The sequence below is a fragment of the Rosenbergiella gaditana genome (genome assembly GCF_018494065.1).
Classification (GTDB): domain Bacteria; phylum Pseudomonadota; class Gammaproteobacteria; order Enterobacterales; family Enterobacteriaceae; genus Rosenbergiella; species Rosenbergiella gaditana.
This window is the reverse complement of the sequence record NZ_JABBFR010000003.1, coordinates 194,716-217,809: the sequence shown is the minus strand read 5'-3', so window position 1 is coordinate 217,809 and position 23,094 is coordinate 194,716. Positions and strand designations below refer to the sequence as shown.

Here is a 23,094-nt window from a genome sequence, read left to right as displayed (position 1 = left end):
TCCCTTTTACTGAATATCAAAAACGATTTCCGCTTTGGCAGAGAGAATTCCCCCTGTTGGGGCGGATTGACTGCTGGCCACCAGCGTGGCGTTCCAAGCAAATTCAGCGGGGCCCCGGCTGGTGATACTGGTTTTTTGTTCAGACGTGCTGCCGTCGACTTTCATTGCCTTACCAGCACTATCCGTGATTTTTATTCCCAGTCGGTCCTGATTGCCTGCCGCATCTTTTGCACGGATATACGAGGCGTCAGAGGAAGGGGTTGCTGTAATAATCGATGCTTTGGCCGAATAGGAGCCGTAGTCACTTTTACAGACGAGGATGAAATTCAGGTTGCGCGTAACGCCGTTTTTTAATAGCGAAGGGGTGACATCGTTAAAGTCGACGGTTTTCGCGCTATCTGCGGTGCAGGCTGGCGTGCTGATAATCTTTATTTCGCCGATGGTCAGATTCATAACGAAAGAAGCCGGGTCCGCCGTCATAAGGTAGTTATAAGCAATTTGGCCGGGTGGCAGGACGGTATCCCCCATCGGATTGCTTAGACGAAGGTTATCGCTGATTTTAAAAAATTGGATACGATAAAAAGATTGTCCAGGGTAATCGAACGTACCCTTCGATTCCCCCCCCGGAAATATAATGCCAGCGGTAGAGGGGAAGTTACCGAAAGCTGTACCGTTACTCGAGAGTAATTTAATACCGATACCGGGTATATTGGTTTGGAAGATTTTTGTCGCGGCGTTCTGACCAATGAGGTTGATCGTGCGTTTACCGTATTCCGTCCCGGCCAAGCATTCATCGTAGCCAATGTCCTGTCCCAGTGTTGGGCTATCGAACTGAGCAATAGTCCGAGAAGTATCTACTGGCGCATCGGCGGCAATACGAATGATTTGCGAGGGGATGGCGAGTGGGGTTGGCGCACCACGGACAAGCGTACAGATGGCTTCGGCATCAGGCGCCAGAATAAGGGCGGAGAGCATAATGATAGAGATCTTTAACATCATTCATTCCTTTTCTTGATTCAGCACGGCAACGATTTCAGGAGGGTACATTTTTAAGAGGTCGGCAAAATTTTTTCCGATGCTATCCTCGGCGTACTTCAATACCTGAATCAGCGGGCTGCTGGGTTCGGTCATGGCAAACCAACTGCGAACTTCCTGTAGGCGATGCAGCGCATCAGTACGGCTGCCAATACCGCGTTGCACCTCTGGTGCAGCGTATATCGCCGCCTCAGCTTGGGGACACGTAGTCGTCACGGCAGAAACGGACGTTTCAACTGCGGATGCCGGCAAGTCGTCTTGCCTGCCAACTGCCGCGGGACTGGAGTCTGGAAAGGGAGCCGCCTCAGCAGGTGGTTCGCTACCGAATTCGGCGGAGAATAACTTCAGAATACTGACCAAAGCGTCAAACCCCGGCGCTTCTTGCGCTAGCATCTCCGAGAGCGCTTTTTTCATCTCCAGCATGTAATGATATGCCTGACTCAACGGACGAATCTCCTCGCGGGCGCTGATGTGCCATTCATGGATCAGTGCGGCGACGGCAGTATCCGAAAGTGCTCCTTCTTCACGCGGAATCTGATGCGCTTTCTCGAATTCTTTGACGGTGACTTGCAGACCGGCCGCTTTTGGCAATAGTTGGCTACGCAGATCCGCCAATAAGCCATTGGCGTCATCCAGCTCGGCCAGCGCATTGGCGCGCAGAGCGGGGGTAAATTCGCCCTCGTCCAAAAGCTGCGGATGGAGATCGTCCGGCCAGGCGTGAAGCAAGGCATGCAGAGCCTCAGTCCCTTCCGCCAGAGCGGGGAGGCCAATCTTGCGTAATCGACAGCGCATCAGGATGATAATTAGCCTGATGTCTTTGCTTTTTTGTAGCAAGGACTGACATTCACGCTCGGTTTCCGTCCAGTTAATCGGCTCCGCCGCCTCAAAAAAATTGCCATACTCAACACCTAGTTTGGGCTGCAGCTTGGACTGCAGCATGATAAAGGCAGGAGCGTAATCGAGGTTCTCTCCACAGGGAGCATCGTCCTCAATGGGTTGCATAAGGTACTGGTAATAATCTGAACAGTTCAGGCTGTGTGTCTGATTCATAGCGACTTCATTTTCATCCATGAGTGTTGCGTAATCGGCCCGTAGGAAGCCGCTAGCGATGATACATTTCCGGTTCGAAGCTCATGCCGGAGACTGGTGAGTCGCAGGTATTTCGCTCCAGCCAACTGGCGTAGCCCAGTTGATGACTGCCATCCAGCGTGGCCTGCGGTACCTGATCAGCGGCCAATACCAGCTCTACATTCCATGCGTATTCAAAACCAATAAAACTGCGTACCAATTCGCGTAGCACCGACAAGTCGCGGCCCCACGGGCTAAATTGGGTGTACTGAGCCAACGTTAGCGGCCCCATCAGCAATTTGAATTTGTGTTGCCTGTCCAGTACGGTGTTACCGAGAATGGCACCGTCACCTAACAGTGTGGCGTAGCGATCGTCGCCCAACGCGGTTTGATCTTTACTTTCCAGAAAAATCCATTGCAGCTCAAATTCATCCATACGGACTGGCACTTCGAAGTAATACTGCATTGCGCCCAGTAAGCCATCCGGATTGCGGGCTTCGCGAATCAGGTGTGCAGAAGAGGCCAGCCGGGTATGAATTGGAAGTGGCGCTGGGGACAGTTCGGCAGGATCCAGCCCTATCAGACTTCCGACATAAAACGAAAAGCGTTCATCGTCTTTGCGGTCCAGCGAGGCGGTGTCCTGTGATAAAGACCACGCGCGATAAAACAGACTGAGCGCTCGGTGGTGAAAAATGTCCGCAAAATCGGTTAACGTACGATCGTGTTGCTCGTAACGGGAGTAGGCCAGTTCGGAAAGATGAAGCGGCATGGCACCTTGTGCGCCCCAGATCCCTAAACCAAACAGTTGGAGCTTGATTTTTTCGTCCTGCCAGCTAATCGCGGAGATCTCACGTGGTGAGAATGTCATACTGGCAACCTGCCCAAGTCGGAAGCATTCCTGCGACGGCAGCGTAGCCTTGCCTGGCGGCGGAGCGTCTGGCGTACGGGCTGCAATAGCCCGCATTATACTGATAAACCCGGCTTCCCAGGGTTTATCAGTGTCGTACCAGTTGTCCAGATTGGCAGGCTGCCGCGAGGTATCCCGACGATTCATAGCGCACCTCGCCTACCTGGCTGCGCCTTCCAGCGCGCGATTAAACCACGCTGCATAGAATGCAGTTCAGTCTCAGTAAAGATGTTGATGGCGGCGTGGCGCGCTAAATAGTTTTTCATTATCAGGCCAAAAAGATAGGGGCTGACTCCGGAAAAACCTTCTTCGTCTACGGTCAAGCTGCAGCACACTCCGCGTCCGTAAACCAGCAGTCCTTCATCCGACAGACGGCGAACTACCGGCTCGGTTTTGCATCCTACCAAGCTGTTAATCTGTGCTACGGAGTCCAGATCGGCTGCGGTAGTGAAAAGCCGCAGCATATTACGTAGTGACTCGCCACCTTGAGCATGGTCCATGTCAGATAATGGTAGGTAGTTAAAGCTAAGCTGGCGAATTAGTCGCCATGCCGACTCGCCAACGGCGAACGGTGCGCGCGGTGCGCTTGGCGAGCTTACGAATCGGGCGCCATGAATGGGAACGGAATCTGACATGGTGAGATCAAAGCTGTCAGTACTGGTGAGTAAACGGGGTAAATCACGATTGGTAGCCACCGCGTCGACCAGCAGATAGCGAATGTGCTCCCCGTAGGGCGCTTCTTGTTGATCGACCAACGAGATAAAAATTTCGGTGCCGCTATAAGGCGTTCGGGTATCGTATTTACGACTGATGCTTTCTTTTGTTCTGACTTCGCGCTTTACCGAAAAGTAGCGTCCGAAATTGCCGGTGTCGCTGTGTCGGGTTTGATAAAGCGGGTTAAATGTCAACTCTTCACTGGTTTCCGCCTGTAAGCCAAGGACCTTATTAACGGAAAAAATCTCGTAATCGAGCGGGCGGCTGCGGTCCGGAACAATATGAAAGTGGTTCAGCGCTCGATTGACTTCGATTCGGTCTACCCGTTTCGGGAACAAATTGATTACCGGCGTGCAAAACAGTAAAAAGCGTGAGCTATCCAGATGAGCGATTAACTCCTGCGGCAATTTGTTTAGCAGAATAATAATTTCCACTTCATTCGTATTATTCTCTTCCAATGCCGCGCTCAACTGCGTGAGAGAGAAAAAGTAAAATCTTTCGCGGCATGCAATATACTCCTGAATCAGAGTATGACCATGGAACATATTCCATTGCAGAGGTAAAAGGCTTTGGTCCGGATCCATGCCTTCGAATTTAAGCGGTTGATTGTTGATGACATGGTGCTGGTTTTTTTCTCTATCCCCGCTGCGGATCACCGTCGCAACATGGCTGCCGTGCAGGAGCTCAAAGGTATGAGATACAACACGTTCATCGCCTTGAATATAAAAGGGAAGGTTATCCAGCCCTTTTAGCGCAGAAAAAACCAAGTCGCCCTGCAGTTTTAGCTTGATCCGCAGTGCGCCTTTCAGCTGGTGATGATTGAGACGATAATTTTCCATATTAGGAATATCTGGCGGTACGGACGTCAGTCTTACTTCTGCTATCTCCAGTGGCCATAGGGTAACGTCTTGGTTATTCCTGAATTCACAGCGGGTCATTTCACCTGGCAGGATCCTACTATAGAAAGCGCTTTTTTTGGGGATTTTATAACCATGCGTTAAATCCCCCTCGCTCAAATTAGGTTTTAACTGGACGACGCCCATAGAGGGCGTTGGTGAATTATAGTTTGGATAGATAAGATCCAGTAACCGTTGGGTGAATTTAGGGAATTCAGCATCAAGTTTTATTTGCGTTCTGGCAGATAAAAAACAAAATGCTTCAATCAATCGCTCCACGTAAGGGTCGGCAACCTCTATACCGTGCATCCCTAAACGTCCGGCAATTTTAGGATGTCGTTCGGCAAATTCTTGTGCCATTTCCCTGACAAATGTCAGCTCTCGATTGTAGTAGTCTAGGAAGTTATGTTCCACTTGGCACCCTGTCAATTATAGCGGCTAAAAGAACTTTTCTTGTCGATCAGGAGATATCCCCAGAATCAAGTGTGTCCCGCTGGATTTTTGCCGAACTTTTCTCTTTAACGGTAGCGATTCTATAAAGTTAATTTTTTTTTACGATGAAATTATTAATCCTTTTGCTATTTTAAGAATATATTTCGGGCTTTATTCTTAAAGATTAAAGATTAAAGATTAAAGATTAAAGATTAAAGATTAAAGATTAAAGATTAAAGATTAAAGATTAAAGATTAAATGATAAAGATTAAGACTGAGAATAACTTCCGGGCTTAATTCTCAAAAGTGTTATGTGTCGCGATGTAGGGGTTTAATTTAAATTTTTGTTAATTAGAATATTGTAAAACAGCGTACCGTTATGCTGGGTTTATGTAGCCCAACGGTTCTCAGATCCACTATGGATGATGTGGATTGAATGATGATTAAAATAATCGAATTAAAACAGGGTGAGTTTTATCGTGGCGATAACCAGAAAAAACCTATTCGGTAAGCTGAATACTAGCTTGTTTAAAAGCGTAGAGAGTGCGACTACATTGTGCAAACTGCGTGGTAACCCGTACGTTGAGTTGGTGCACTGGTTAAATCAGATATATCAACAGCAAGATAGCGATCTCAAGCATATCATTCGGCATTTTGAAGTGGATGCCGAAATACTGGAGCGTGATTTCGCCCAGGCATTAACGCGTCTGCCCGCAGGTGCGAGCTCTATCTCCGATTTCTCATACCATATCGAGCTGGCCATCGAGCGTTCGTGGGTATTTGCCAGTCTGGAATGTCACAATAATTGCATCCGCAGCGGCCATTTGCTTATTGCGCTGCTCACCACCATGGAATTACGCCGTGCGCTGTTTACTATATCCCCGGTGTTCGAAAAGATTCCGCTGGAGCATTTAAGCAAAGATCTGGGTTATATCACTCGCGATTCGGCCGAAAAAAGCGATTTGGCTGGTGGTGCGGTTATTCCAGACGAAGCAGGCATTCCTGGCGAAGCCAGCAATGCATTGGGATCATCAACGCAGGGTGGCGGCCTGTCACAGTATTCAACGGATCTGACGGCATTGGCGCGTGAGGGGAAAATTGATCCGGTTTTAGGGCGCGATAAAGAGATAAATACCATGGTAGATATCTTGCTGCGCCGTAGGCAGAACAATCCATTGCTGACCGGTGAGGCTGGTGTAGGAAAGACTGCCGTGGTGGAAGGTCTGGCATTGGCTATTGTCGCCGGTGAAGTGCCACCTTCGCTTGAGAACGTCCGACTATTGGCGCTTGATGTGGTTGCACTCTCTGCGGGGGCCAGTATGAAAGGCGAGTTCGAAGCGCGTTTAAAAGCGGTACTGGAAGAAGCCGTCAATTCCGCCGAGTCCGTGATTTTATTTATTGATGAAGTACATACATTGGTTGGTGCGGGGGGTAATGCCGGAACGGGCGATGCTGCCAACCTAATGAAGCCCATGCTGGCGCGCGGTCAGTTGCGTACGATTGGTGCTACTACGTGGAGCGAATTCAAGCGTCACATTGAAAAAGATCCGGCTCTGACGCGTCGCTTTCAGGTGCTTCAAGTTGAAGAGCCTTCCGAAGAGGTGGCTATCGCCATGCTGCGCGGGCTGCTGCCGGTGCTTGAGAAGCATCATGGTGTCTGGATCATGGACGAGGCGATACGAGCGGCGGTGCGACTTTCCCATCGTTATATCCCTGCCCGCCAATTGCCTGATAAGGCGATTAGCCTGCTGGATACCGCTTGCGCTAGAGTTGCCGTTGCGCAACATGCGCCGCCGGAAGCATTACAAATCCTGAAATTCCGTAGCCAGTCGGCACAGACGGAGCTGTCTTTGCTCGAAAAAGCAATCGGCTTCGGTAAAGAAGAGGGTGAACGTGTCGAGTCCATTCAGAATTCCATCGATGAACATGCTAAAGAGGCGAAACTTCTCGACCATCGCTGGGTACAGGAATGCGAGCTGGTTACCAGCATCATCGATACGCGTCAGCAACTTTTGGCCTCCACTGTTGAAGAGTCTCGGGGCACGAAAGCAGAAAAATTCGAGTGTTTACAGGCGCGTTTGAATGAGCTTGAGGAAACGCTGAGAACAATTCGCGGCGAGCAGCCGTTGGTCCAGGCTGAAGTGAATGCCGGTGTAATTGCTTCTATCGTAGCGAACTGGACCGGGATACCAGTTGGGCAGGTACTTAAGGATGATGTTAGCGCAGTAATGGAGTTGCCGCAGCGCCTTTCTGAAAGAGTGATTGGTCAGCAATATGCGCTGACTTGCCTAAGCCAGAGTATTCAGACTGCGCGCGCAGGCCTTGCCGACCCGCAAAAACCCTTTGGCGTGTTTATGCTGGTGGGGCCTTCTGGCGTCGGTAAAACAGAAACCGCGTTGGCGATTGCCAGCCAGCTTTATGGCGGCGAGCAGAATCTTATTACCATTAATATGAGTGAATATCAGGAAGCGCATACGGTTTCTTCGCTGAAGGGGTCTCCGCCAGGTTATGTCGGTTACGGGGAAGGTGGCGTATTAACCGAAGCAGTTCGTCGTAAACCTTATAGCGTTATTCTGCTCGATGAAGTGGAAAAAGCGCATTCGGATGTGCACGAGCTGTTCTTTCAGGTCTTTGATAAAGGCTCGATGGAAGACGGTGAAGGTCGCCAGATCGATTTCTGCAATACCGTTATCTTACTTACCAGTAACACTGGTAGCGAAATAATCAGCAGCGCCTGCGCAGATCTAGAAACGATACCGGATGAAGAAAGCTTATTAACGTTATTGCAGCCGGCATTGCTGAAAGTATTCCCCGCTGCTTTCTTGGGGCGCGTCACTGTCATACCGTATTTTCCATTGGCATCAGCCTCGTTGCGGCAGATTGTCAATATTCACCTGAACCGTATTGCTGAACGGGCAAAAAAGAATTATGGGATTGTGCTGACCTTTAGCGAAGAATTGGTTCAGCATGTGGTTGAGCAATGCCCGGTCGCTGAAACCGGGGCCAGGATGTTAATCCGTTTTATCGAGAAAAATATTCTGCCAAAAATTGGCGTTAACGTTTTAACGCTGACAGGTGTTAAGGCAGAAAAGAATAACACAATAACTATGTGTGTCATTTATTCACAAGAGAAAGGAGTTGAGGTTGTAATGTAAATGGAGGGACTGCCAATAGAGTGATTAAAGGGAACTCAAGAAAATATGAAAACGATATCTTTATCGTTGAGTTTATTTTAAATACATCAATATAGGGAATTATTAATGCATAAATTAACGTTAACGCTGTGCGCAATGGCGCTGGCTGCAGCATCGACTTCCGCCCTGGCTGCTGATGAGGCGAAGACGCAGGGTACGGTAACCTTTAACGGTGAGCTGATTGCTGAGACTTGTTCCATTGCCAGCGACTCTGTTGACCGCCAAGTGCAATTGCCAAAAGTCTCCATTCAGACCCTTAATGCTGCCGGTACTAACGCAGGGTCAAAAGGTTTCGATCTGAATGTTGAAAATTGTCCAGAAGGCATTACTCAGGTTGCCGCGCATTTTGAAGCTATCGGTAGCACTGGCGTGGATAGTTCAACGGGTAACCTGACTAACCAGTATCAGGGGGCTGGCACCAAAGCCACCAACGTTCAGGTCCGTCTGTACAACTCTGATGGGCAACAGCTGAAACTGGGTGAAACTGGCGCTGCGGCGAATGTCACTGATGGTAAAGCGACTATGCGTTACTACGGTGGCTATTACGCGACTGCGGCGACTACCGCTGGTCTGGTTTATGGGCAGGCGAGTTATACCCTAGCTTACCCGTAATAAATCGGCCTCAAGGTTGAAAATGGGGCGGGTTTTCGCCCCTTATTGAGAAATGCTCCTGTTTACTTTTTTCAGGTGGGATGTAATACGCGCAGGGTAGTACTATGAAATATCAACGTGCAATATTTTCAAAAATAACTAATGCTTTTATCTTCCTGGCATTAACAACCCAGATGGCTTTTGCTGGCATGACGATTTCCGGGACCCGTATTATTTTTCCGGGAGCTGAACGTGAGCAAACGGTGAGGACCACCAATAAGGGAACCATGCCTTTGCTGGCGCAGGTTTGGGTTGACGATGGCAGTGCTACTGATGATATTAATAGCGTCAAAGTACCTTTTACCGTTACGCCGCCCGTATATCGTGTTGAGCCGGGAAAGGGGCAAAGTATCCGCCTTATTTATAACGGTATGAATTTGCCACAAGATCGGGAGTCCGTATTTTGGTTTAACCTGCTGGAAATCCCGCCGATGAAAGATACGGCGAAGGAAACCGATCACCTTGAACTGGCATTCAGAACGCGTATTAAAATTTTCTATCGACCGACTGTGTTGAAAAGCAGCAGCACGAATGAGGTTAGTAAGTTACGGTGGGAAATTATCAGCCCGGCGAAAGGCATTAAAGTAACTAATCCTACTCCGTATTATTACTCTTTCGATTCGGCATCAATAACTGCTGGTGTTATTAAATACCCCCTGAGCGTTGATATGATTCCGCCTTTTGGCAGCAAAGAGTTCTTATTGAAAAATAAAAATAATGAACCAGTGACTGTAGCTGGCGTGAATATTAATTTGATTAGCGATTATGGCAGTGTGGTTGAGTATCAATTGATTCCTGCATCAGGAAAGGGATTAACCCTAAAAGAATAGCGCACTAATAAGTGGTGGTGATTATCCGTTCAGGTCGGAACGGTTATTTATTATCGTTCTGGAATTAACACATTGTATTCAGGAGACATGGACGTGCAACTGAAAGAAATAAAGGAATGTACGCGAAAAGCACTATGCGTATCTAAGATAACGTATGCGATCCGACATATCCTTATTACTTCTTTAGGGCTCAGTGTTTCTGTGTTTGCTCAGAGCAATTCCGGTAATGTGCCGAGCAGAATCGAACATGATGCTCGCTCTGAAGATGTTAAGTTTAACGGTGCTTTCATTCACGGTCTTAGTGTAGATGTTTCTCAATATTATCAGGGCAATCCAAACCCCGTAGGCGAATATGCGGTCTCCGTTGCCGTGAATGGCGAAAGTCGGGGGCGGCGTAAGGTGGTATTCATGCCGGTTGAGGGCCGGATTGGCGCGCAGCCTTGCTTTAATCAGCAGGAACTGACCAGTCTGGGTATTAAGGTAGCGGCCGGCCCGATGACTAGGATAACGGATAAAAACGGTTCCGCGGATAAAGCGCAGTGCGCCATGATTGATAAGTGGCTTGCCGGTGCTGAAGCCAATTATGCATCCGGGGATTTTCATCTCGACCTGGTAGTTCCTCAAGCTTATCTGGTGCAACATCCGCGCGGTTATACCGATCCGAACTCCTGGGATTCAGGCATTACCGCAGGGTTGCTGGATTACAACTCCAATTTTTACGTTCAACAGAGATCTGATCGCTTTAAAAATAGTGACGGGCGGTCCGTTAGCGGCAATTTAGGGCTGTTGGCGGGGCTGAATTTTTCCGATTGGCGCCTGCGTAAACGTATAAATACCAATTGGAATAGTGATTCTTCGTCGCATACTCAATCCTTATTCACCTATCTCCAACGAGATGTACCGGTGTTGAAAAGCCAATTAACGCTTGGCGATAGTACGACCAGCGGCGATCTGTTCGACAGCCTGACCGTACGGGGCATTCAATTACAGTCTGACGATCGAATGCTGCCTGAAGGGCTGCGATACTACACGCCTTTAGTGCGTGGCTTGGCTGAAAGTAACGCTAAAGTGCAGGTGACTCAGCGTGGTCAAATCTTATATGAAACCACGGTGCCGCCGGGTCCTTTTGAAATCAGTGATATTGGTGCTATGGGTTATGGTGGCGATCTGCAGGTAACGGTGACGGAAGCTGACGGCCGTCAGAAAACTCAGGTGGTGCCTTTCTCAGCTCCCCCCATGCTACTGCATGCCGGTGTTGCCCGTTTTGGCATTACGGTAGGTAAATTGAAGGATAATTCGTTATTGGAAGAACCGGGGCTGGCGCAGGGTTTTTATCAATACGGTATCGGCAACATGTATACGCTATACGGCGGCGGTCAGCTTTCTGACAATCACGTCGCGTTGGGGGTGGGGCATGCGTTTAATACACCGCTGGGCGGTGTATCGATGGATATTACCCGGGCACGCAGCGAACTGGGACATAACAAAACCACCGCGGGTAACAGTTTCAATATTGGGTTTAGCAAATATGTGGATTCGACATCAACTGATATTACTCTGGCGGCTTACCGCTATTCATCGAGTGGATTTTATAGTCTGCGAGATGCGGCGTTAGATCGATATGGCGTAAAAAACGATCGCTATATGGTGGATTATCGCACCCGGCAGCGCTTTATCATTAATGTCGGCCAGCCGCTGTGGAATGGTGGACGGCTGAATTTATCTGGTAATTTTTATAATTACTGGGGTGATCGTTCATCAACCAGCCAGTACATGATTTCGTATAACAAGTCCGAGCGTTATTTTTCCTGGGGCGTTTCGATGTCGCGATCCTATAGCAGTGAAGGGCGAGATGTGAATAGCGTTATGCTTGCCTTTAGCGTTCCTTTGGGGCAAAGCAGCATTACGGAGAAACCCGTATTCAGCTCGCTATATTCTTCTGTTTCTCACGACAACCGTGGTGCTAGTTCCTTCCAGGCAAACGCCATTGGCAGCCAGGGCGATCAAAACGAGCTGAACTATGGTATCGGAACAGCGGTTTCCAGAGCGAAAAATGATTCTTCTCAAACCGCCTTTAACGGTAACGTGAACTACAACTCCCCGGTGGGGCAATTCGGTTCTACCGCTTCGGTAGGGAATAAATCACGTCAGCTTTCGTTCTCAGCGAACGGTAGCCTGGTGGCACATGGCGGTGGCATAACGGCGGGACCGCGTTTAGGTGACTATCCGTTTGCGCTGGTAAACGCGCCGGGTGCCGAAGGCGCCAGAATGCTCAACGGATATGGTTCAACAATTGATGCGAACGGTTATGCCATCGTGCCATCCCTGACCCCTTATCGCGAGAATACCGTGGCGGTGAATACCCAGGGGCTGCCGGATACGGTTGATGTATTGGAAAGCGAAAATACCGTTATTCCCCGCATGGGGGCGGCAGTCAAAGTCGACGTTAAAACGATGGTTGGCGATCCTGTCGTGCTGGTTGTTCATGACCAGCAAGGCAAGCCTTTGCCGATTGGCGCGAATCTAGTTGATGAAGGCAATAACAATCTCGGCATTATCGGGCAAGGGGGGATGGCATTTGTTCGCGGTTGGCAAGCACAGAAAAATAACCTGTACGTAAAAAATTCATCCGGAGTACGCCTTTGTACCATTTATTCGAATAACGATATTTCCCATAAAATCAAGAGCGCTGCGGGCGCTATTACCCAGTTAGAGGTTTTATGTCATTAACTATTATTATCACTCCGAGCATAAAGTTCATCCGTATGGCTTTATATACGGTATTTATTGTGAGTCAATCGATTTCAACGGCGAAGGCATGCTCGACGGATTGCTCAATAGATGTTTATTTTACCGGTAAATATACTGACGAGACTTGTAACGTTGTGATTAATAATGCCAGCAATAATGAAGTCGTTACTTTACCCCGTGTGGCGGTAGCCTCTCTCAAAAAAAATGGCAGTGAAGCAGGAAGCGTGCCTTTTGATATTACATTGAAAGATTGCCCTGCTAGCCGAACCGTAACGGTATTTTTTAATAGCAGCGTTTCTGGTTTAGATACGGAAACGGGAAATTTAGTGAATGATGCAGGTACTCTGCTCAGTCGTAACGTGCAAATACGTTTACGAAAAGAAAATAGTGCGCAGGTTATATTTGATAATGCTACAACAGGGCAGGATTATATTATTTCAGCTACTGCTGAACCATTAAGTCACAGATTTACAGCGAGCTATTATGCAAAGGGGAACTCAGCCGTTACTGCCGGGAAAGTTCATTCGGTGGCAGGGGTTGAGCTTGTTTATAAATAACAGGGAGGTAAGGCTGTCTAATTATCTGAACGTTAATCATCAGGCGAACGACGTTTTATCCATAAACGGTTATTAAAGAGTATTGACTACTATGAGCAAAAGCAATTCGCAAAAATTTATCGCACGTAACCGTGCGCCACGCGTACAGATTGAGTATGACGTGGAGATTTATGGCAGTGAAAAGAAAATAGAACTGCCGTTTGTTATGGGCGTTCTGGCCGACCTGTCCGGTAAACCATTGGAGCCATTGCCCCCGGTTGCCGACAGGAAGTTCCTGAGCATTGATATCGATAACTTCGACGAACGCATGAAAGCAATGCGGCCGCGTGTAGCGTTTGCAGTGCCTAACACCTTGACGGGGGAAGGGCAACTGATGGTCGATATGACTTTCGAGAGCATGGATGATTTTGCTCCCGATGCCATTGCCTGCAAAGTCGATTCATTATCGCAGTTGCTTGAGGCACGGACCCAGCTTGCCAACCTGCAAACCTATATGGATGGCAAAGCAGGTGCGGAAAGTTTGGTCATGAAAGTGCTTAACGACAAGTCGCTGCTGAATACTCTGGCTTCGGCTCCCAAGCCAAAACCGGCTGATGAAGCCGCGTCCCAAAAGTGATGTAGAGAGAGAACTATGGCAACTCAAGCAGAATCAAATAAACAGGCTATGACTCAGGCCGGCACGCAAAATGATTTTAATGCTTTGCTGACCCGCGAGTTTAAGCCGAAATCTGATCAGGCGAAAACGGCGGTTGAAATTGCGGTAAAAACCCTTGCCGAACAGGCATTGAACACCTCGATCACCATGGCCGATGACGCATATAAAAACATTGCGGCGATCATTGCGGAAATTGATCTCAAGCTTTCCGAACAAATAAACTTGATCCTTCATCATGAAGAATTTCAGCGTCTGGAAAGCGCGTGGCGTGGTTTGCACTACCTGGTCTATAACACCGAAACTGATGAAAAGCTGAAACTACGTTTTATGGACATTTCAAAAAATGATTTGAGACGTAACATGAAGCGGTACAAAGGCATCGCCTGGGATCAGAGCCCACTATTTAAGCAAATCTACGAAGAGGAGTATGGTCAGCTCGGCGGTGAACCTTATGGCTGTCTGGTGGCGGATTATCACTTCGATCACAGTGCGCAGGATGTGGATCTGCTGTCTTCAATGGGTAAGGTTGCGGCTTCTGCTCATATGCCATTTATCACCGGTGCTGCGCCGTCCGTAATGCAGATGGATTCCTGGCAAGAGCTGGCCAACCCGCGTGATTTGACGAAAATCTTTACTCAAAACCTAGAGTATGCGGCATGGAATTCGCTGCGCCAGTCTGAAGACTCTCGTTATATTGGTTTGGCGATGCCGCGTTTCCTCGCTCGTCTGCCCTATGGGATTGGCACCAATCCGGTTGATAACTTCAACTTTGAAGAAACGACTGACGGTGCGGATCACAGCAAATATGTTTGGTCTAACGCGGCATATGCAATGGCGGTAAACATCAACCGTTCTTTCAAAAATTACGGCTGGTGCACCATGATCCGAGGTGTTGAAAGCGGTGGCGTTGTGGAAGACCTTCCTTGTCATACTTTCCCGACCGATGATGGCGGCGTGGATATGAAATGCCCGACTGAAATCGCGATTTCAGACCGTCGCGAAGCGGAACTGGCCAAGAATGGTTTTATTCCTCTGGTCCATCGTAAAAATACAGACTATGCGGCATTTATTGGTGCTCAGTCTTTGCAAAAGCCTGCTGAGTATTATGACCCAGACGCGACCGCAAACGCTAATCTTTCCGCCCGTTTACCGTACCTGTTTGCCTGCTCGCGCTTTGCTCATTATCTGAAGTGCATTGTGCGTGACAAGATTGGTTCTTTCAAAGAGCGTGAAGATATGCAGCGTTGGTTGAATAACTGGGTGATGAATTACGTAGACGGTGACCCAGCGAATTCTTCCCAGGAAACCAAGGCTCGTCGTCCATTGGCTGCGGCAGAAGTGGTGGTAGAAGACGTTGAGGGCAACCCGGGATATTACCAGGCGAAGTTCTTCCTGCGTCCGCATTTCCAACTGGAAGGGTTAACTGTTTCTCTGCGCATGGTTGCCAAATTGCCTTCGCTCAAAGATGTTGCCTGATTCCGATAAATAAACCGGAAGAATATTCATTCTATTTTTTTAATAGATACGGCTGCGCCGGGACTGCTTGCGCGCCGAATATGGCCAGAGGTTATTTCCCATGATGGGAAGCTTTCTGTGTCTTAATTTAGTGGGTTACACCATGTGTGACATTTTTAATGAAAGTAAATAAGGAAATATTATGTCTCAAGATATGTTTATTAAAATCGATGGTATCGAAGGTGAATCTCTAGATGCTTCCCATAAAAATGAAATTGAGGTGCTTTCATGGCGTTGGGCCAGTACCCAGCATTCAAATATGCACAGTGGTTCCGGTGGCGGTTCTGGCAAAGCGACGGTAGACGATTTTTGCTTCGAACACTATGTCGACAAAGCCAGTACCAATCTGCTGAGTTACTGTCTGTCTGGTAAACACATTAAGGACATTCAGTTCGTGGTACGTAAAGCGGGCGGTGACCCTCTTGAATATCTGACCATTAAATTCACTGATGTCATTATTACTTGCGTTGAAACGGCCGGTTCCAGTGAGGATGAAACTCGTCCGCGCGAAAGAGTTACCTTTGCCTTCACTAAACTGACTCAAGATTATGTGATGCAAAATGCTGAAGGTGCTAAATCTGGCGTTATTTCTACCAGCTACGATGTGAAAGCTAACCTGCGCAGCTAATAGCGGCGGACAAGCTAAAAGGGTTTTGCCGCTTCGGCGGCAAAACTCCCATCAGGCAGTTAGAGACGGAAAGTCGCAGGTTTCCGAATCCTCGACTTAAGCTGTCAATTCAGAATGCACAGTTCAGAAAAAATAGATTGCGTGGTTAGGGATATGTTTTTCAGCACAGAAATAAAAAAATACCGGCTGAAGGGGCTGATAACGATATTACTGGCAGTCGTTTTATCGTCCTGTGGCAGCAATCGTTCTGAACCAGTTGGTGGTGAAATTAAAATCAACCTGGTTGCAGATAAAGATATTAACCCCAATGTGAAGGGCGAGCCGGCACCGCTAAATATTTTTATCTTCAACGTAAAGGAAGCGGACGTTTTCGTGAATGCCGATTTTTTTGAAATTGTTGATGGTGCCAGTAAGCCAATGCAAGCCGCGGCGTCAAAGATTTATGAAGCGATACTCCAGCCTGGAGAGTCGCGTGTTGTTTTCATCAAACCGGACAGCGATACCAGAACTTTGGGTTTTATTGGTGCATATCGCGAGCTTAACGATTCGATCTGGCTGGTGAGTTGGGATTTACCAGAAAAGAAAAAAACGTGGTGGCAGGGATTTTTTGGCAATGATTCGCTTGAATTGCATGCGCATTTCCAAAAAGCAGCAATTACAATTAAAAAAATGGATTAAATCGTGAGAACAAATAAAGTCGTCTGGAGTGAAGGGTTGTTTTTACGCCCGCAACTTTTTCAACAGCAAGAGCGTTATTTTGAATATTACGCTCATAAACGCGCATCGACGCTGAGTCCCTTCTATTGGGGATTTTCGCAATACGAAATTGACCGTGAGGCGTTGAGCTATGGAAAACTGGTCTTGCGTTCCGCGCGCGGCGTATTGCCGGATGGCACGCCTTTTGACATTCCCGATCATGCGGACCTGCCGGAACCGCTAACGATTTTACCTGAGCATCTGGGCAAGAGCATCTATCTGGCTGTGCCGCTACGCCTCGATAACAGCGATGAAACCATTTTCAGCCAGCATGATGCCAGCTCGCTGGCGCGTTTTCGTGCGCAGGAAGCCGAGCTTTGCGATACCAATTCTATCCGCCAGGGACCAAAGCCGGTGCAACTTGCCAAACTCAGGCTGAGGCTAGTTTCGCAGGCGGAGATGACCGAATCGTGGATCGGCCTGGAATTGACCAAGGTGAAGGCCATTCAGCCGGATGGCAGCGTTTTGTTGCATCTGGACGATTATATTCCGCCGGTAACCGGCTATGCGGCTAACTCCCTGCTGAGTGAGTGGCTAACGCATCTCAATGGCCTGGTGAAAATGCGCGCTGAAATGTTGGCGAACCGCCTGTCTTCTTCGGACGGCAAAGCCAGTGCCAGCGCGGAAATTGTCGATTATCTACTGCTACAAATTTTCAACAAATATGAGCCGATCCTCGATCACTTGCGCCATATCCCCGAGCTGCCACCGATTGTGCTGTATGAAGAGCTGTCAAAGCTGGCGGGTGAACTATCGACCTTTGTTCGCACCAAAACACGTCGTCCGAAAAGTGCGCCAGGGTATGACCATGCAAGGCTTTACCCCTCAATTCGTCCGCTGGTGGACGATGTGCATGACTTGCTTAATCAGATTCTGGTGAGGGCAGGGCAACTCATCGAATTGCACGCTAAGGGCAACGGCGTCTGGTCGGCATCTATGCTGCCTAATGAACTGCGTTCGTTCTCAAACCTGGTGCTGGCGGTGCATGCACAACTGCCAATGGATGTTCTGCAGCAGCAGTTCCAGGCGCAAGCAAAAATCAGTGCCCCGCAGCAATTACACGAGCTGGTGCGTTCGCACTTGCCTGGGTTGGTACTACAAGGATTACCGGTTCCGCCGCGTCAAATTCCTTACAGCACAGGCTATGTCTATTTCGAATTGCTTAAAAATGGACCTTTCTGGGAGAGGATCTCAGCCACCGGCGCATTGGCGCTGCACATTGCCGGTGATTTTCCCGGCTTGAAAATGGATCTCTGGGGAATCAGGGGCTGATGAAAGACGATATTAGCCAGCAAACGGCGGCTTCTTCCGAGACTATTCTCGATGGGGAAAACTCTGCGCAAGCGCAGGGGAAATTCCTTCTTGATGAGCAGGGTGACTGGATTCAGGAGCCTGATACTGCGAAAGACGTCCAGAGCGCAGAACCCAGCGCTGACAATAAAGCGTTCAGAAATGAAAGGGGGGTAAAAAGCGAGAGCGTGCAACAGCGAATGCTAAAAGTAAGCAAGGCCGAGAATCCATTACTGGAGGTGGCTCAACCTCTGCTGCGTGCGCTTAGCGATATGCCGGAGAAGATTGCCGACATTGCCCATGTCGAAATTCTGAAAAACACGCTCAAAGGTGAGATCAATCTGTTCAGCATTGTCTGCGACGAAGTGAACATCCCGTGGAAAAAGATGGCGATAGTTCGCTATTGTCTTTGTACCGCGCTTGACGAAGCGGCGCATACCGCGCCGTGGGGGCTTGAGTCCGGCTGGTCGCAGAGCAATTTATTGAACCATTTTGAGGGGGACAACGATGGCGGGAACAAATTCTTCCTGCTCATCGGTCGCCTCTCGATGAATCCTAATGAATTTGCCGATGTGCTCGAAGTGCTGCTGCTCATCCTTGGGCTGGGCTTTGAAGGGCGCTACAGCATCATTGAAGATGGCGACCGCCAACTGACAAAAATTCGCCAACGTCTGTTGACCCTGATCCAAAGTACCCGTAATACCACCCAGCCAGCGCTGTCGCCGCATGGACTTCAGCCGCCGGGCGCGGCACGGCGTGAGAAAACGATCATTCCTGTAAGGCTGACCGCGCTATGTGCAGGCGTATTGGTGACTTCGGCCTTTATCTGGTGCAAGTACTGGCTGTCGGTGCGCGACGATCGCATTACCAATGATATTTATGTGATGCAGAATATCAAGGTGACCACGATGCCAGTGAAAATGCGTCTGAGATTGGCCGTTTTACTCCGTAACGAAATTCAGCAGCAGTTGCTTAGTGTTGATGAAACACAGAAGCAGAACAAAGTGGTGCTAAAGGGCGATTCGCTGTTTTTGTCCGGCTCGACCAAAGTTCAGCCCGAAATGGTGAAGGTCATTGAGCGTGTGGCGAGCGAAGTACGTCGCGTCAACGGGGATATCGTCATTATTGGCCACACAGACTCAACACCCATTAACCGGCCGGGATTGCCTAATAACATTGTGCTGTCGGAAAAACGTGCAGCGGAAGTCGCTCGCTATTTCATTGCTGCAGGGGTGCCAAAGGGCAAGGTGAAAGTGGAAGGGGTTGGGAATAACAAGCCGCTGGCCTCCAATGCTACTTCTCAGGGGCGCGCGAAAAATCGCCGCGTAGAGTTTTTTGTCACGTATTAATGAGAACGACAATGTCTTATTTTAATAGAGTCTTCGCGGCGCGGTTTCTGAGGACGCTGCTAATTGTGTGTTGCATCGCGCTACTGGTCGCCGCTATCTGGTTTCTTGGGCCATTTTTCGGATTTGGCGAATCACGTCCCCTGCTTAGTGTTGAGTCGCGTATCATTTTCATTCTACTGGCGGCGTTTTGTCTGGTGAGCTTTTGGCTGCGCTGGCCTATCTTCATTGTCGTTGCCGCCGTACTTTGCGTGCTGGTATGGGTTCTGGGCCCCTTCCTACTGGTGGGGGAAAAACATCCGGTAGCGGCAATTAGTGTCAGATTAGCGATTATTGCAGCTATCTTGCTGATTACATTGTTGTATGGTCTGTGGTTATTGCTGCTGGCATTAAAAGATAATCCGACGCTGCTCGATAAATTTGTCCGTAATAAAGCGTCTACGGAGGAGAGTGATACCTCTGAAGTTGTCTCTGTTATCAGTAATGCGGTTGATTACGTTAATAAAAATCGTAGTAACCTCTCCTTTTTCCAGCGTGTGGTTCTGGGGCGTAAACCGCTTGATATTTTACCCTGGTACATGATGCTCGGCACCGAAGACGCCGGAAAGACCTCCGCTATTCTGGCTTCTGGGCAGAACTTCCCGTTACCGGAACAGCTGAACCAGGTGGGCAAACCTGCGCCGCTGACGCGTAATTGCGAGTGTTGGTTTGCCAATGACGCCATTTATATCGACACCGCCGGGAAATATGTCAGCCAGCCGGAAAAGTATCTCGGCGAGTGGCGTGCAATGCTCAAAGCGCTTAAAAAATATCGCCCAGTCAAAGCGCTGAACGGTGCAGTACTCACGTTCTCCGCCGCCGATGTCATGGGACGTAGCAAAGCCGAGCTATTTGAGTTGGCGGCCAGTTTGAGAGCCAGAGTAGACGATTTGCGTCAGACGTTGGGCGTGCGTTTCCCAGTTTATATCTTGGTCACCAAGCTGGACCAACTACCCGGGTTTGCGGAGTATTTCAGGATCCTGACCGAGCAGGAGCGGGAGCAGGTTTGGGGAGTGACTTTCCCTTATGGCGATACCAGAACCGCTCCTGTATCGGAATTGCACGACCAGATAAAAGCAGAGTTCTCTCTACTTGAAGAGCGTATCGAACGAGATATGATCGTGCGTCAGCAGGAAGAATATGACAATAGGGATCGCAAGAAAATGTACGCATTGCCTCAGGATTTCCATCTGCTTTCCAGCATGGTGGCTGAAGTGGTGCACAACATCTTTTTTGCTTCCCGCTATGATGAAACACTGAGCTTTACCCTGTTGCGCGGTATCTATTTCTCAAGTATGCATCAGCCAGTTGATTTTAGTCTGCTGAATAATCAAAGCATCATGCGCAAATGGTCTAATTACGTCGAGAATAAAGCCCCGATGGTAACGGCCTCTCTGACCGAACAGCCTGGCGAACGTGATTTTCTCATCAACGATGTATCCTATGGGCGACAGTATTTCCTCAAGCAACTGTTTAATGACGTCATTGTAAAAGATGTTGATTTGGCACGTCATAATCTGGCTAACGAATCGAAGTATCGCCTGCAACGTTTTCTGGGGCATTCGTTGTGTATTTTGATGGCTGTTATCCTGTTGAACGGCTTTTATAACAGCTACCGTCACAATACTGAGTATCTGGACACTGTTAAGACAAAGGTCGACGGGCTGCGTACCGACGTTGATCATTTTGTCAAAATGTCTAATGACAAGTTGCTTCCTCGTTTGCTGACGCTTTCACAATATTTGCCGGAATATGGCGCGCTGGATATTTTCAACCCAGGGCTGGAATGGCGCTACGGTCTGTATACCGGCATGGACGTGATGAACGCTTCGGACTCGCTGTACCAATTCTTCCTTCAGCGACTGCTGCTGCCGCAGATTGAGCAGCAGGTTACCCTGGCACTGCAAGAGGCGATTGATAAAGGTCATTCAGAGCAGATTTATGCGCGCTTGAAGCTTTATCTGCAAGTGTTTGGACAGGGGAAATTCGAACGGCAGTCGATGACTGACAATATCACCCGTCTGTGGGAGACGAGGGGCAAGCTCGAGCCTTATGAAGAGCGCCACATATTTGTCTCTCATCTGACCAATCTCTTCGCTTCACCCGAATGGCGACGGTATGGTCAGGAAATGGATGATGGTCTAGTGAAATATGCGCGTTCGATACTGGAGCGCGAAGATCTTGCCAGTCGGCTTTACGGACGCATTAAAGACGCTTTGTCACAGGATGCACCCGCCGATTTAACGCTTGGCGTAATGGCAAAATCACGAGACGGCGAGTTTTTTTCATTGGCGGACGTAAACGGCGAGACGGCCATTCCCGGCTTATTTACCCATGCGGGCTATTATGACCTGTTTAAAAAAAAAATGGATCCGGGTCTGATGTGGCTGGAGCATGAGGACTCATGGGTCATGGGAAAGGGGCGCGACAACGCCCCACGGTCCCAAATGAAAGTCGCGGACAATGGCGTGTTAGTTAATCCGATTCAACAGCAGATTCTGGCGCTCTATCTGGATGAGTATGCGCGACATTGGCAGGGATTTTTGAGCAACATCCGCATAAAAAAGGAAGTTCTGCAACTGAACTCCGGCACTGCTGGCGTGGCGGGGGATATTTACATATTGCGAACGCTGAGCTCGGCGGATTCTCCGCTTGCTAATCTGGTCCGTCGCGCCGTGTCGGAAACCACTTTGGTGAGAAAGGAAGGCAAATCGCTGCTCGATAACGTCAGCAATAAAGGACAGATTTTAAATGCGGTAACTAAAGTAAACCTTGCATGGGCCGCAGTGGAAAACAAGTTGCTGAGGGAGCGGGTAGATAATCTTTTTGCTTCGTTACGCGAGTTCGTGACCGGCAGCAATGAGGCGGCAGGGGACGAACGCCCTGCATCGGGAAGCTCAGGGCTGAATAAGCTGATGGGGGCCCTCAGCGAGCAGTATACGTTGTTCGTCATTTATAATGATGCGCTGAAAAACGGCAACTCGATGGCGCTCTCTAATACGGCGCTGAACATGAGTGCAGAATCGCAAACCTGGCCTGATCCGCTCCGCAACCTGATTGGTCCACTGTTGAATGGTGCCTACCGTCACGCCAGCCGTGAAGCTATTGCCATAAGCAATGAAGGTATTAAAGACAATCTTGGCGGGGTATGCCGTTCTACGCTTGCGGGGCGTTATCCTTTCGCAGATAGCCGGCGAGATGTGAAGCTGGCGGACTTTGAACGTTTCTTTGCTGCAGGCGGACTGGCAGACGAATACTTTAAGAAAAATTTGGCGGATAAAGTGGATACCTCCTCCCATCCGTGGCGCTACAAGGGCGATGCGGATGGGGAGTCCACGGACATATTGGATGTGTTCGAGCGCATGAAAGAGATTCGCGATACTTTTTTCCAGGAAGATGGAGGGCGGAAAATGTCGCTCGCCTTCGAGATTTCGGTGCCTTATCTCGATCCGACGATCACTCAACTGAATATGAATTTCGACGGGAAACAGGTGAATTATGCCCATTGGCCGGTGTCACCCGTACCAATAATCTGGCCGGCATCGCGTATGGCATCGAGAGTAATGCTTAATGCTACCCCGCGTGTCGCTTTAGGGGCCTCATCATTGGCGTTTAGTGGCCCATGGTCATTATTTCGTTGGTTGGAGGGTGCCAGCGATATTGTCAAAAACGATTCGGGTGAAACTGTCCTAGTTTACGATCTGGATTCACGTCGAGCGAATATTGCAGTTTCCGGGTTGACTTATAAAGACAGGCTTGTCGTGGATTTACTGAAGGATTTTCGTTGTCCCGGCGGTTATTAAAAAGTGGTAACCATACGCTAGAGGGAT

The 23,094-nt window shown here is 48.9% G+C and carries 16 protein-coding genes; 12 read left to right on the top strand and 4 right to left on the bottom strand.

Features of this window, described 5'->3' with window-relative positions; translation table 11 throughout:
* Positions 1-6: 6 nt before the first annotated feature.
* From HH682_RS03835 to tssF, 4 genes are read right to left on the bottom strand one after another with little or no spacing between them, the layout of a single operon-like run.
* A complete protein-coding gene (locus HH682_RS03835) occupies positions 7-999 on the bottom strand; it encodes a fimbrial protein (RefSeq protein ID WP_250318534.1) in 993 nt (330 codons plus the stop codon).
* The gene (locus HH682_RS03830; RefSeq protein WP_214236297.1) at positions 1,000-2,085 is read right to left on the bottom strand and encodes a type VI secretion system protein TssA; all 1,086 of its coding nucleotides are present in this window, start codon (positions 2,083-2,085) and stop codon (positions 1,000-1,002) included.
* Positions 2,086-2,137: 52 nt separating this feature from the next.
* Positions 2,138-3,157, bottom strand: coding sequence for a type VI secretion system baseplate subunit TssG (gene tssG / locus HH682_RS03825; protein WP_214236296.1), 1,020 nt, complete (start codon positions 3,155-3,157; stop codon positions 2,138-2,140).
* Positions 3,154-5,034: a type VI secretion system baseplate subunit TssF gene (gene tssF, locus HH682_RS03820; protein ID WP_214236295.1), complete on the bottom strand. Its 1,881-nt coding sequence runs from the start codon at positions 5,032-5,034 to the stop codon at positions 3,154-3,156. The genes tssG and tssF overlap by 4 nt, the downstream gene beginning before the upstream one ends.
* A gap of 497 nt (positions 5,035-5,531) precedes the next feature.
* Between tssF and tssH the strand changes: the two genes are divergently transcribed.
* The 12 genes from tssH to tssM all read left to right on the top strand — a co-directional run bounded on the left by tssH (position 5,532) and on the right by tssM (position 23,067).
* Positions 5,532-8,207 (top strand): type VI secretion system ATPase TssH, encoded by a 2,676-nt coding sequence (gene tssH, locus HH682_RS03815; protein WP_214236294.1) that lies wholly within the window; start codon positions 5,532-5,534, stop codon positions 8,205-8,207.
* A gap of 105 nt (positions 8,208-8,312) precedes the next feature.
* Entirely contained in the window at positions 8,313-8,858 is a 546-nt protein-coding gene (locus HH682_RS03810; protein ID WP_214236293.1) for a fimbrial protein, read from the top strand.
* Between the two features lie 122 nt (positions 8,859-8,980).
* Positions 8,981-9,727, top strand: a complete 747-nt coding sequence (locus tag HH682_RS03805) for a fimbria/pilus periplasmic chaperone (RefSeq protein ID WP_420826178.1) — start codon at positions 8,981-8,983, stop codon at positions 9,725-9,727.
* Positions 9,728-9,814: 87 nt separating this feature from the next.
* Positions 9,815-12,457, top strand: coding sequence for a fimbria/pilus outer membrane usher protein (locus HH682_RS03800; RefSeq protein ID WP_250318533.1), 2,643 nt, complete (start codon positions 9,815-9,817; stop codon positions 12,455-12,457).
* Between the two features lie 35 nt (positions 12,458-12,492).
* Positions 12,493-13,035 carry a fimbrial protein gene (locus HH682_RS03795; RefSeq protein ID WP_214236317.1) on the top strand — a complete coding sequence of 181 codons (543 nt, stop codon included), beginning with the start codon at positions 12,493-12,495 and terminating at the stop codon, positions 13,033-13,035.
* A 91-nt stretch (positions 13,036-13,126) separates the two neighbouring features.
* A complete protein-coding gene (tssB, locus tag HH682_RS03790) occupies positions 13,127-13,651 on the top strand; it encodes a type VI secretion system contractile sheath small subunit (protein WP_214236291.1) in 525 nt (174 codons plus the stop codon).
* A 15-nt stretch (positions 13,652-13,666) separates the two neighbouring features.
* Positions 13,667-15,166 (top strand): type VI secretion system contractile sheath large subunit, encoded by a 1,500-nt coding sequence (gene tssC, locus HH682_RS03785; RefSeq protein WP_214236290.1) that lies wholly within the window; start codon positions 13,667-13,669, stop codon positions 15,164-15,166.
* A gap of 181 nt (positions 15,167-15,347) precedes the next feature.
* The gene (locus HH682_RS03780) at positions 15,348-15,833 is read left to right on the top strand and encodes an Hcp family type VI secretion system effector (protein WP_214236289.1); all 486 of its coding nucleotides are present in this window, start codon (positions 15,348-15,350) and stop codon (positions 15,831-15,833) included.
* Positions 15,834-15,986: 153 nt separating this feature from the next.
* Entirely contained in the window at positions 15,987-16,511 is a 525-nt protein-coding gene (gene tssJ / locus HH682_RS03775) for a type VI secretion system lipoprotein TssJ (RefSeq protein ID WP_214236288.1), read from the top strand.
* 3 nt (positions 16,512-16,514) lie between these two features.
* Positions 16,515-17,861, top strand: a complete 1,347-nt coding sequence (gene tssK / locus HH682_RS03770) for a type VI secretion system baseplate subunit TssK (RefSeq protein ID WP_214236287.1) — start codon at positions 16,515-16,517, stop codon at positions 17,859-17,861.
* Positions 17,861-19,228 (top strand): type VI secretion system protein TssL, long form, encoded by a 1,368-nt coding sequence (gene tssL / locus HH682_RS03765; protein ID WP_214236286.1) that lies wholly within the window; start codon positions 17,861-17,863, stop codon positions 19,226-19,228. The genes tssK and tssL overlap by 1 nt, the downstream gene beginning before the upstream one ends.
* Positions 19,229-19,239: 11 nt before the next feature.
* Entirely contained in the window at positions 19,240-23,067 is a 3,828-nt protein-coding gene (gene tssM / locus HH682_RS03760) for a type VI secretion system membrane subunit TssM (RefSeq protein WP_214236285.1), read from the top strand.
* Positions 23,068-23,094: the final 27 nt, after the last annotated feature.

Coding starts and splice junctions, on each gene's coding strand:
- HH682_RS03835 (WP_250318534.1), bottom strand. CDS start 999: ATGATGTTAAAGATCTCTATCATTATGCTCTCCGCCCTTATTCTGGCG.
- HH682_RS03830 (WP_214236297.1), bottom strand. CDS start 2,085: ATGAATCAGACACACAGCCTGAACTGTTCAGATTATTACCAGTACCTT.
- tssG (WP_214236296.1), bottom strand. CDS start 3,157: ATGAATCGTCGGGATACCTCGCGGCAGCCTGCCAATCTGGACAACTGG.
- HH682_RS03810 (WP_214236293.1), top strand. CDS start 8,313: ATGCATAAATTAACGTTAACGCTGTGCGCAATGGCGCTGGCTGCAGCA.
- HH682_RS03800 (WP_250318533.1), top strand. CDS start 9,815: ATGGACGTGCAACTGAAAGAAATAAAGGAATGTACGCGAAAAGCACTA.
- HH682_RS03795 (WP_214236317.1), top strand. CDS start 12,493: ATGGCTTTATATACGGTATTTATTGTGAGTCAATCGATTTCAACGGCG.
- tssB (WP_214236291.1), top strand. CDS start 13,127: ATGAGCAAAAGCAATTCGCAAAAATTTATCGCACGTAACCGTGCGCCA.
- tssC (WP_214236290.1), top strand. CDS start 13,667: ATGGCAACTCAAGCAGAATCAAATAAACAGGCTATGACTCAGGCCGGC.
- HH682_RS03780 (WP_214236289.1), top strand. CDS start 15,348: ATGTCTCAAGATATGTTTATTAAAATCGATGGTATCGAAGGTGAATCT.
- tssJ (WP_214236288.1), top strand. CDS start 15,987: ATGTTTTTCAGCACAGAAATAAAAAAATACCGGCTGAAGGGGCTGATA.
- tssL (WP_214236286.1), top strand. CDS start 17,861: ATGAAAGACGATATTAGCCAGCAAACGGCGGCTTCTTCCGAGACTATT.
- tssM (WP_214236285.1), top strand. CDS start 19,240: ATGTCTTATTTTAATAGAGTCTTCGCGGCGCGGTTTCTGAGGACGCTG.